Source organism: Rahnella sp. NRRL B-41462 (genome assembly GCF_003263525.1).
GTDB classification, from domain to species: Bacteria; Pseudomonadota; Gammaproteobacteria; order Enterobacterales; family Enterobacteriaceae; genus Rahnella; species Rahnella aceris.
This window is the reverse complement of sequence record NZ_JYDF01000081.1, coordinates 13400-25220: the sequence shown is the minus strand read 5'-3', so window position 1 is coordinate 25220 and position 11821 is coordinate 13400. Positions and strand designations below refer to the sequence as shown.

The window sequence follows — 11821 nt, the reverse complement described above, 5'->3', positions numbered from 1 at the left end:
CTCAGTGTTTTCAGAATCAGAAATTCACTTTGATACCCAGATTACCGCTGTAACCTTCCAGATCTGAATCGAATCCTTTCTGGTAGCGGACGTCTGTATAAATTGTGGTGTTTTCACTGAGTTTGCCCGCCAGCCCTGCGCCAGTCTGCCACCAGTTGTCGCTGAATTCCGCTTTAAGCCGTTGAGTCGCGAATTGTACTTCGGGTTCATCGCCAATAGTCGTGACGGCATCCAGCGTCAGATAAGGCGTCCAGGTTGGATTATCCATGAACAACCGCACACCGCCGCGTGCCTGCGCATTACTGGTTGATACGCCGGAGACATTGCTGATGCCATCGTTGAAATCTTCCAGATTCAGATACTGATAAATCACCTGCGCCTGAGGTTCAATTTTCAGATTTTCATGCAGTGTAAAGGGTTTGCCGGCTTCCACTGATAACGCGACGCCATAACCGTCCTGATCGGCATCATGCGTGCTGTCATAGCTGTTTTTATACCAGCTGCCCATACCCACCGCGTCAATGTAGCCGCCATCCTGCGCTTTTAGCGTGTAGTAACCGCCGAGGCTATAGATGTCGCTGTCTACACTGCCAGCTTGTACGGAATATATCGGGTTATTGCTGCGAAGGCTGTCTTCCGCGTCGGTATTCTGACGTCCGAGTGTCACGAGAATACCGGCACTGCGTTCGGTGTTTTCTTCGTTTTTATCCCATATCAGATCCATACCCAACTGCGCATACCAGGTATCGGTATCATAGCTGTAACGGCCTGCGTCATTCTCGGTGTGAGTACCGACAATCCGACCCCATGCGCCGTCTTTATGCAGCACATCACCGCCGGTACGCTGGTGATAAGTGCCAATCGCATCAAAGCCATACTGCATATTCAGCGCCGGTGCCGCGATATATCCCGGCACTTCCTCACGCCACGGCTGGATGTCGTCGGATGGCGTCGGAGTTGGGTTCACATCCGGATTGGCGTCCGGATTCGCGTCCGGATTATCATCTGGCGTTGGATCAGGCGTTGGATCAGGCGTAGGGGCAGGGATCGGCGTTGAACAATCATAATTAGCGCAGGTGCTCAGATACCAGTTTTCACCCTCACCGGTGGTGATATCACCTTTACGCAGCCCGTAGTTGAACGCACCCGCTGAGACAGAATTCCCCAGCGTGAAGGCATTGGTTCCCTGTGTATTGGTTCCATCCACGGTAACCACTTCAATCCCGTTGCCCTGTGTATAGTTACCGTTGCCGCCTGTGCTGGTGACAAACAAGGTATTTTGACCGGTAATGTCGCCCGTTACGTGGATCTTGTCTGTCGGCGAGTTGCTGTCATCCAGATAGGTATTGATACGGTATGTGCCGTCGCCGGTCATATTGCTGTTCACGGTAAGTTCAGAGTATTCATTACCGTTATGTGTGAAGAACGTGGTGCCACCGGAGTTCATCTGCGAAATCGTGGAATCACCGGTCAGCGTCCACCGGCTGGAATCGTCGATATTAATGCTGTTGGTACTGGCGGTGATGCCTTGCCATTCAGAGCCGCTGTTAAGATAGACATCCACAACACTGCCGGTATCGGCAATGATATCGCCTTCCATATAAGAATTACTGGCAGATAAATTCACCTGACTTTGCGCGGTAACGCCCGTATCAGTATCTGTGAAACTTCCGGCTCTCAGCAGAATACCGTTTCCGCTTTGCACGGTTGACCGGTTGTTCACGTTAATCCGGGTATTGGCACCTGCAGCCAGTATTCCCTCACTGGTGGCGCTGCTGACAAGGCTGTTACCCAGCGTCACGATAGCCTGATGATCTGCATCAAAACCCTGCGTATAGATGCCATTTGCGAATGCACCGGAGGCCGATAACTCGCTGTTGCTGATGGTCATCTGGCTGTTGGCGTAGGAACGGACAGCGGAAGCCCCTTCGCCGGTAGAAATCCCCGTAACCGCATTGGCATCAAGGGTAGAATCATTCATCGCAACCAGCAGATTACTTCCCGTACCGGTTGTGGTGATCTCAGCGGTATCAAGTGCCATAGCCCCGGAGCCTGTGGCTAAAGCAGCGGCTGAACGGGTACCTTCGGTCTTGAGCACTATATTTTTGGCCGTTAGCGTTGCGCCCTGACTGGCAAAAAAACCGATGTTATTATTGCCTGTCGTGGTGTAGGTCCCGCCTGTCAACGTCACATCGCTATAGGCGTTGCTATTCACCATGATATCGTCAGTGCCGGTCATTTCGACGTTGCCGTTTATTATGTCAACGGTAGTTCTTTTGGCATCGCTGGAACCTGACGCATAAATGACATTTTGGGAACCTGCAGAGTTTTGTTTAACCGTGAGATTTTCAATGCTCAATGAGGCGTCAGAAACGGTGAGCGCATGTTTTGCGTTAGTTAATTCTATGTTTACATTACTCAGGTTCACCGATGCACCCGACTGGATATTAATTCCCTGTGCCTGAGCGGCATCACTGGTGATACGTATATCATTACCTGTTAATGTTGAACCGACATCTGAGACATAAATAACACTGCTGTCATCTTTACCCGTACGGATGTCGGTATTATTAATTTCGGCTGATGCGCCAGTAATAATGTTAAATGTTTTGCTGGAATCTGTTGTGCTGACATCAGCATAATTAAGGATTAACTTACCTCCGCTAATAATATTGAATGCATAAGCTTCGCTGCCGGTCGTGGAAACCACGGATTGAACGGGCACTGGCGAAGGTATTCCGGGAATAGTGATTTCACCATCAACAATAACTTCTGTACCCGCGCCGGTGATGGTGTAAGCGTGATCGCCCGTACCCGTCGTAGCGAAACTCAAGGCATCAGCAGGGGTTATGCCCGTTGAAAATGTGGTTGTTGCAAGTGCAATAGATGACGGTAATAAAAGACTAAAGATGGCGCTCGATAATAATGTTTTTTTAAATGAATGCGGGTGTTCCCGATATTCTTCCATGTCAAAATGTCCTTTGTTTTAATAATGGCGTGTTTATCTTACATGTTTCATTAATACGCTTTTTTAATTGGCGGATTGCAATGAATCATATTGTTGATGACTATGAGTTTATTGTCATATGAATTTCGGGGGGATGGTATATCACGGAAGGATAAGCGTCAAATATTGGTACTGATATATTGAATCGTTAATTTATGCTTAATATATAATTAAGGTCTCTTTGGGTTGAATAAATAAAAAGGCCAATGAATTATTCATCGGCCTTGTATATTAGGACAGGAGGGAATTATTTTTTCAGCTGAGAATGGAAATCGCGTTTGTCATAGCCGGTATAAAGCTGGCGAGGACGGGCAATTTTGATACCTTCCTGATGCATTTCGCTCCAGTGAGCAATCCAGCCAACAGTACGCGCCATCGCGAAGATCACGGTGAACATGGAAGAGGGAATACCCATGGCTTTCAGGATGATGCCGGAGTAGAAATCGACGTTCGGGTACAGTTTCTTCTCGATGAAGTACGGGTCGTTCAGTGCGATATGTTCAAGCTCCATCGCTACTTCCAGCAGGTTGTCTTTCAGATCCAACTCTTTCAGCACTTCATGACAGGTTTCACGCATCACGGTTGCGCGCGGGTCGTAGTTTTTGTAAACACGGTGACCAAAGCCCATCAGGCGGAAAGAATCATTCTTGTCTTTTGCACGTTTCACAAATTCAGGGATGTGATCAACGCTGCTGATTTCTTCCAGCATTTTCAGTGCAGCTTCGTTCGCGCCGCCGTGAGCCGGTCCCCACAAGGACGCAATACCGGCAGCAATACAGGCGAACGGGTTAGCGCCAGAAGAACCGGCGGTACGCACGGTGGACGTGGAGGCGTTTTGCTCATGGTCAGCGTGCAGGATCAGAATACGATCCATCGCGCGTTCCAGAATCGGATTCACTTTGTATTCTTCACATGGGGTGGCGAACATCATGTGCAGGAAGTTACCTGCATAGGACAGGTCGTTGCGCGGATATACAAACGGCTGGCCGATAGAATATTTGTAACACATGGCAGCGACGGTCGGCATTTTAGACAGCAGACGGTAAGCTGCGATTTCACGGTGACGTTCGTTTTCTACGTCGATGGAGTCGTGATAAAACGCGGCCAGCGCGCCGGTGACGCCACACAGGACCGCCATCGGGTGAGAGTCGCGACGGAAGCCGTGGAACAGACGGGTGATTTGCTCATGCACCATGGTGTGACGGGTGACATTGGTTTTGAATTCATCGTACTGTTTCTGAGTCGGCACTTCGCCGTTCAGCAGCAAATAGCTCACTTCAAGGAAAGTGGACTCCTGTGCCAGCTGGTCAATCGGGAAACCACGGTGCAGCAGAACGCCTTCGTCACCGTCGATATAGGTGATTTTGGACTCGCAGGATGCAGTAGAGGTGAAACCGGGGTCATAAGTGAAAAGACCTTTAGAACCGAGGGTGCGGATATCCACTTCATCCTGGCCCAGTGTGCCGGACAGCACGTTTAGTTCAATCGGGTCGTGACCTTGTAGGGTAAGTGTCGCTTTCTTATCAGCCATTTACAGTCTCCTTAGCGCCTTATTTTTAAAAATCAGTAACAACAGAAATGCCTGGAAGCGACGCCTTGTAAGGTCATTATTATTGTCAGCCTTAGCTCTGCGATCGAATGGGAAGGGAACGTAGAGCTGAGTCGAAGTGCAGTCTCAGACTGCTCTGTGACAAACAAGCGGCGTTTCATCGTTGTTAACGATTCGGTAAATCATTACTGTTCTGTCGCTCAGTACCTGTGAAGAGTATGAGGATTTACACAATCACCACTTTTGCATAACTTGAGCCGTCAGGGAAGACCCTGCATTGCGATTGTGTGATCCACTGATTCTTCAGAAACTTTCACCATTTTGGTGCGTGAAGGCGAAGCCGGTATGTGCGCAGAATCACAGTCCTATAGGGATAGTTCATTTGTAATGGAAATGTTGATCAAATGTCAAACTGGATAATTTATTTCGTGTCTTTTGTGAAAAATGGGAGCTAACTCACTGTTTCGGAGAAATGTGAATAAAGCATTTGTAGGGCAATTGTAATAGGAATGTGATCAACCTATACTCCTACAAGGTCTCCGGGCAATCCGAAGTAGGAGCACCCAGCACTCTCTTTTTTGTCTCAGATTTTATGAAAATGGACTTAAAGGAAAACACATTTCTGCGCCGTTTAAGCACATCGGATGTCGTTGTTTGAGCGCGTGAAATGTTGGGCTTTTAGCTCAGCTTTCCAACGTTATTGGTTCTGTGGGGAGGCGGTAAGTCAACGCATCCACAACGACAAGAACGAAGGAAAGGGTGCTGTCTGACATACTGCTCCGGACCGGAGGAAAAATAATAAGAGCTGTGTGGGCAAAACCGTGAAAAAACAAAGACCTGTCAATCTGGATCTGCAAACGATCCGGTTTCCTGTTACTGCGATAGCGTCCATCTTACACCGAGTCTCTGGCGTAATTACCTTCGTCGCCGTCGGTATCCTCCTCTGGCTGTTAGGCCTGTCTCTCTCTTCTCCTGAAGGGTTTGCGCATGCTGCCGCCATCATGAATAGCTTCTTCGTCAAATTCATCTTTTGGGGAATACTCACTGCGCTGGCCTATCACGTTTGCGGTGGCGTACGCCATTTGCTGATGGATTTTGGCTATATCGAAGAGAGTTTGGCTGCCGGTACCCGTTCTGCCCAGGTGGCAATCGGGCTGACCGTCGTGCTGTCAATTCTGGCTGGAGTTCTCGTATGGTAAGCAACGTTTCTGCGTTAGGGCGTAATGGTGTGCACGACTGGCTGTTACTGCGTGCTTCCGCAATTATCCTCACCCTGTATATCCTCTATATTCTGGGCTTCGTGGTTCTGGCTCAGGAACTGACATTTGATGTCTGGCATGGCTTCTTCTCTTCCTCCATCACCAAAGTATTCACACTGCTGGCGCTGCTCTCAATTCTGATACACGCGTGGATCGGCATGTGGCAGGTGTTAACGGACTATGTGAAACCGCTGGCTGTCCGGCTGATGCTGCAACTGGCTATCGTCGTGGTGTTAGTGGTTTACCTACTTTACGGAACAATTGTTGTTTGGGGAGCGTAGTAAATGAATCTGCCAGTCAGAGAGTTTGATGCTGTCGTCATCGGTGCAGGTGGCGCCGGTATGCGTGCCGCGTTACAGATTTCACAAATGGGGCTGTCTTGCGCCCTGATTTCAAAAGTCTTCCCGACCCGCTCCCATACGGTGTCCGCGCAGGGCGGTATCACCGTCGCGCTGGGTAACACCCATGAGGATGACTGGGAATGGCACATGTACGACACCGTAAAAGGTTCCGACTATATCGGTGACCAGGACGCCATTGAATATATGTGTAAAACCGGGCCGGAAGCGATTCTGGAACTCGAACACATGGGGCTGCCTTTCTCCCGTCTTGAAGATGGCCGCATTTATCAGCGTCCGTTTGGCGGCCAGTCGAAAAACTTCGGTGGCGAGCAGGCGGCACGTACTGCGGCCGCCGCTGACCGTACCGGTCACGCCTTGCTGCACACGCTGTATCAGCAAAACCTGAAAAAAGGCACCACGATTTTCTCTGAATGGTATTCACTGGATTTAGTGAAAAACCAGGACGGCGCGATCGTCGGCTGTACCGCAATCTGTATTGAAACCGGCGAAGTGGTGTATTTCAAAGCCAAAGCCACCGTACTGGCGACCGGCGGCGCAGGCCGTATTTACCAGTCCACCACCAACGCCCACATTAATACTGGCGACGGTGTTGGCATGGCGTTACGTGCAGGTGTTCCGGTGCAGGACATGGAAATGTGGCAGTTCCACCCGACCGGTATCGCCGGCGCAGGCGTTCTGGTGACAGAAGGCTGCCGTGGTGAAGGCGGTTATCTGCTCAATAAAGACGGCGAACGTTTCATGGAACGTTATGCGCCGAATGCCAAAGACCTGGCGGGTCGTGACGTGGTGGCGCGTTCCATCATGATCGAAATCCGTGAAGGCCGTGGCTGCGAAGGTCGTGGGGCCCGCACGCTAAACTGAAACTCGATCATCTGGGTAAAGACGTTCTGGAATCCCGCCTGCCGGGCATCCTTGAACTGTCGCGTACCTTCGCACACGTCGATCCGGTGAAAGAACCGATCCCTGTTATCCCAACCTGCCACTACATGATGGGCGGTATTCCGACCAAAGTGACCGGTCAGGCGCTGCGTGTGAACGCGCAGGGTCAGGATGAAGTGATCCCTGGGCTGTTCGCGGTCGGCGAAATCGCCTGCGTATCGGTTCACGGCGCTAACCGCCTTGGTGGTAACTCACTGCTGGATCTGGTGGTGTTTGGTCGTGCAGCGGGTATGCATCTGCAGGAATCTATCACTGAGCAGGGCGAAAGCCGTGATGCTTCTCAGGACGACATTGATGTATCTCTGGAGCGTCTGAACCGCTGGAACAACACCCGTTCAGGTGAAGATCCGGTGGCTATCCGTAAAGACCTGCAATCGTGCATGCAGAACAACTTCTCGGTATTCCGTGAAGGTGATGCGATGGCGAAAGGTCTGGAAGAACTGAAAGTGATCCGCGAGCGTCTGAAATCTGCCCGTCTGGATGATACGTCCTCAGAGTTCAACACCCAGCGCGTTGAGTGTCTGGAACTGGATAATCTGATGGAAACTGCGTTCTCCACCGCTGTCTCTGCAAACTACCGCACTGAAAGCCGTGGTGCTCACAGCCGTTTCGACTTCCCTGAGCGTGATGATGCGAATTGGTTGTGCCACACGTTGTATCAGCCAGAAACAGAAAGCATGACCCGCCGTGAGGTGAACATGCAGCCTAAGCTTCGCGCGGCGTTCCCGCCGAAAGCGCGTACTTACTAGGGCGGAGCGGAGACAGATTATGAAAATTGAATTTTCGATTTATCGCTACAACCCGGACGTTGATGACGTGCCGTACATGAAAGATTACGTGCTGGAAGCTAAAGAAGGGCGCGATATGATGTTGCTCGACGCGCTGATTTTGCTGAAAGAACAGGATCCGACGCTGGCTTTCCGCCGCTCATGCCGTGAAGGTGTTTGCGGGTCAGATGGCGTCAACATGAACGGCAAAAACGGCCTGGCGTGTATCACACCAGTCTCGACGTTGCGTAACGGCAGCAAGAAAATTGTAATCCGTCCGTTGCCGGGGTTACCGGTTGTCCGTGACCTTGTAGTAGACATGGGACAATTCTATAAGCAGTATGAGAAGATTAAGCCTTACTTGTTGAATGATGGGAAAAATCCTCCGGCGCGTGAACATTTGCAAATGCCGGATGACCGCGAAAAGCTGGACGGATTGTACGAATGTATTCTCTGCGCCTGCTGTTCAACGTCCTGCCCGTCTTTCTGGTGGAATCCCGACAAGTTTGTCGGTCCGGCAGGCCTTCTGGCCGCTTACCGTTTCCTGATCGACAGCCGCGATACCGAGACTCAATCGCGCCTTGACGATCTGAATGATGCTTTCAGCGTATTCCGCTGCCACAGCATCATGAACTGTGTGAGTGTATGTCCAAAGGGGCTGAACCCGACCAAGGCTATCGGCCATATTAAATCGATGCTGCTACAACGCGGTGCCTGATTGATAAGCCACGCACAGCGGGAACTCAGGTTCCCGCTGTTATTTAGTTACCACCGGTTTTTCGCTTTCTTTAGTTACAAATGTGGTAACTGAGGTGGGGATAGCAAATAATTAATTTTTTAATAACAAAGTAGCAACAAGTGCAACAAAGTTGCGCCTGACTGGAGTAAGATAGCCGGGTCAAAAACCGGGAGATAAAAATCCCCCGAAAGGCAGCAGAAATAAGCAGGGTAACTTCAAAAATCAGTCACGCGCATGGCGGATTTCTGAAGGTTCCTTGAAGAGCCAACCGCTCAACCAACGAACTGTTTTAGTATGGAAAACCGTTTTACCGCGGTGTATCACGGTCATTATTATTAACCACGGCGAAAACTAAAGCTTCAAAGCTTAAGGGATCACGATGCAGAACGGCGCAATGAAGGCCTGGCTGGATTCCTCCTATCTGGCGGGTGCAAACCAGTCTTACATAGAGCAACTCTATGAAGACTACTTAACCGATCCTGGTTCCGTTGACGATAGCTGGCGTTCGATTTTTAAACAGCTACCAACAGTGGGTGTGAAACCAGAGCAACTCCATTCTCAAACTCGGGACTACTTCCGCCGCCTGGCGAAAGACGCGTCACGTTATAACTCCTCCATCAGCGATCCGGAAACGGATGCCAAGCAAGTCAAGGTGCTGCAGTTAATCAACGCCTTCCGCTTCCGTGGTCATCAGAACGCAAACCTTGATCCCCTCGGCCTGTGGAAGCTGGACGCCGTGCCTGATCTGGACCCGGCGTTCCACCATCTGACTGAAGCTGATTTCCAGGAAACCTTCAACGTCGGTTCATTTGCCATTGGCAAGGAAACCATGCAGCTCGGCGAGCTGTATAAAGCCCTGAAGCAAACCTATTGCGGTTCCATTGGTGCGGAATACATGCACATTACCAACACTGAAGAGAAACGCTGGATCCAACAGCGAATTGAATCCGTGGCAGGTCGTGCGAGTTTCACCAATGATGAGAAGAAAACGTTTCTTAAAGAGCTGACGCTGCAGAAGGTCTGGAGCGTTATCTGGGGGCGAAATTCCCGGGTGCAAAACGCTTCTCACTCGAAGGTGGCGATGCGCTGGTTCCGATGCTGAAAGAAATGATCCGTCATGCCGGCAAAAACGGAACCCGCGAAGTCGTGCTGGGTATGGCGCACCGCGGTCGTCTGAACGTGCTGATCAACGTGCTGGGCAAAAAACCTCAGGACCTGTTCGACGAATTCTCCGGTAAGCATAAAGAACACCTGGGCACCGGTGATGTGAAATACCACATGGGTTATTCGTCTGATGTGGAAACCGAAGGCGGTATGGTTCACCTGGCGCTGGCGTTTAACCCGTCGCACCTGGAAATCGTCAGCCCGGTCGTCATCGGTTCTGTTCGTGCCCGTCGTGATCGTCTGGACGAAGCGCGCAGCAACATGGTTCTGCCAATCACCATTCACGGTGACGCGGCCATTACCGGTCAGGGTGTGGTTCAGGAAACCCTGAACATGTCGCTGGCACGCGGTTATGAAGTGGGCGGTACCGTGCGTATCGTCATCAATAACCAGGTGGGCTTCACCACCTCGAATCCGAAAGATGCGCGTTCTACCGATTACTGTACCGATATCGCGAAAATGGTGCAGGCACCGATTTTCCACGTCAATGCCGATGACCCTGAAGCGGTGGCTTTCGTGACCCGCCTGGCATTGGATTTCCGTAACACCTTTAAACGTGACGTCATGATCGACCTGGTTTGCTACCGTCGCCACGGCCATAACGAGGCCGACGAACCTAGCGCAACCCAGCCGCTGATGTACAACAAGATCAAGAAACACCCGACGCCACGCAAGATTTACGCTGATGTCCTGACTGAGCAAAACGTAGCCAGCCTCGAAGATGCCACGGAAATGGTCAACCTGTACCGCGATGCGCTGGATGCCGGTGAATGCGTGGTGGAAGAGTGGCGTCAGAATGACATGCACACTTTCACCTGGTCACCGTATCTGAATCATGAGTGGGATGAGGCTTATCCGAACAAGGTCGAGCTGAAACGCCTGCAGGAACTGGCGCGTCGTGTCAGCCATGTGCCTGATGCTATCGAAATGCAATCCCGCGTTGCCAAGATTTACGGCGACCGTAACGAGATGGCCGAAGGCAATAAGAAGTTCGACTGGGGTGGCGCGGAAAATCTGGCCTACGCTACGCTGGTAGATGAAGGTATTCCGATTCGTCTGTCCGGTGAAGATACCGGCCGCGGCACCTTCTTCCATCGCCATGCGGTGATCCATAACCAGAAAAACGGTTCCGTGTACGTGCCGCTGGCCAATATTCATAACAGCCAGGGCGAATTCAATGTCTGGGATTCCGTGCTTTCCGAAGAAGCGGTGCTGGCCTTTGAATACGGTTACGCGACCGCTGAACCGCGCACCCTGACCATCTGGGAAGCGCAGTTCGGTGACTTCGCCAACGGTGCACAGGTGGTTATCGACCAGTTCATCAGTTCCGGCGAACAGAAATGGGGCCGCATGTGTGGTCTGGTGATGCTGCTGCCGCACGGCTACGAAGGGCAGGGGCCGGAGCACTCCTCCGCGCGTCTGGAACGTTATCTGCAACTTTGCGCTGAGCAAAATATGCAGGTATGTATCCCGTCTACCCCGGCGCAGGTTTACCACATGATCCGCCGTCAGGCACTGCGCGGTATGCGCCGTCCGCTGATCGTGATGTCACCGAAGTCTCTGTTGCGTCATCCTCTGGCGGTTTCTACGCTTGAGGAGTTGGCTGACGGCAGCTTCCTGCCAGCGATTGGTGAAGTCGACGAACTGGATCCGAAACAGGTTAAGCGCGTGGTGATGTGCTCCGGTAAGGTTTATTACGACCTGCTGGAACAACGTCGCAAAAACGAGCAAACCGATGTGGCGATTGTCCGCATCGAACAGCTTTACCCGTTCCCGCACAAGGCAATTCAGGAAGTGCTTGAGAAATTCTCACACGTTCATGATTTCGTCTGGTGTCAGGAAGAGCCACTGAACCAGGGCGCGTGGTATTGCAGCCAGCACAATTTCCGTGAAGTGATTCCTTTCGGGGCTTCTTTACGTTACGCAGGACGCCCGGCCTCTGCCTCTCCGGCAGTGGGCTACATGTCCGTTCACCAGAAGCAACAGCAAGATCTGGTTAACGATGCGCTGAACGTTAAATAACCGCGTCGGTGTC

At 51.3% G+C, this 11821-nt stretch carries 5 protein-coding genes and 2 pseudogenes; 5 read left to right on the top strand and 2 right to left on the bottom strand.

Annotated elements, in window-relative coordinates; genetic code table 11:
* Positions 1–16 precede the first annotated feature (16 nt).
* Positions 17–2833, bottom strand: a complete 2817-nt coding sequence (locus tag UC14_RS18390) for an autotransporter outer membrane beta-barrel domain-containing protein (RefSeq protein ID WP_232829704.1) — start codon at positions 2831–2833, stop codon at positions 17–19.
* Between the two features lie 421 nt (positions 2834–3254).
* Positions 3255–4538 carry a citrate synthase gene (locus UC14_RS18385; protein WP_013576444.1) on the bottom strand — a complete coding sequence of 428 codons (1284 nt, stop codon included), beginning with the start codon at positions 4536–4538 and terminating at the stop codon, positions 3255–3257.
* Positions 4539–5365: 827 nt separating this feature from the next.
* Here UC14_RS18385 and sdhC point away from each other — a divergent pair.
* The 5 genes and pseudogenes from sdhC (at position 5366) to sucA (ending at position 11808) form a co-directional block, all read left to right on the top strand.
* The gene (sdhC, locus tag UC14_RS18380) at positions 5366–5755 is read left to right on the top strand and encodes a succinate dehydrogenase cytochrome b556 subunit (RefSeq protein ID WP_013576443.1); all 390 of its coding nucleotides are present in this window, start codon (positions 5366–5368) and stop codon (positions 5753–5755) included.
* Positions 5749–6096 carry a succinate dehydrogenase membrane anchor subunit gene (sdhD, locus tag UC14_RS18375; RefSeq protein ID WP_013576442.1) on the top strand — a complete coding sequence of 116 codons (348 nt, stop codon included), beginning with the start codon at positions 5749–5751 and terminating at the stop codon, positions 6094–6096. Before sdhC ends, sdhD begins: the two co-directional genes overlap by 7 nt.
* A 3-nt stretch (positions 6097–6099) precedes the next feature.
* A pseudogene (gene sdhA / locus UC14_RS18370) lies at positions 6100–7865 on the top strand (succinate dehydrogenase flavoprotein subunit).
* A 19-nt stretch (positions 7866–7884) separates the two neighbouring features.
* Positions 7885–8601: a succinate dehydrogenase iron-sulfur subunit gene (locus UC14_RS18365; protein WP_013576440.1), complete on the top strand. Its 717-nt coding sequence runs from the start codon at positions 7885–7887 to the stop codon at positions 8599–8601.
* Between the two features lie 400 nt (positions 8602–9001).
* Positions 9002–11808 (top strand): annotated as a pseudogene (sucA, locus tag UC14_RS18360) (2-oxoglutarate dehydrogenase E1 component).
* Positions 11809–11821 lie beyond the last annotated feature (13 nt).

Excerpts from the sequence above, each read along its gene's own strand:
- UC14_RS18385 (WP_013576444.1), bottom strand. The coding sequence starts at position 4,538 with ATGGCTGATAAGAAAGCGACACTTACCCTACAAGGTCACGACCCGATT.
- sdhD (WP_013576442.1), top strand. The coding sequence starts at position 5,749 with ATGGTAAGCAACGTTTCTGCGTTAGGGCGTAATGGTGTGCACGACTGG.
- UC14_RS18365 (WP_013576440.1), top strand. The coding sequence starts at position 7,885 with ATGAAAATTGAATTTTCGATTTATCGCTACAACCCGGACGTTGATGAC.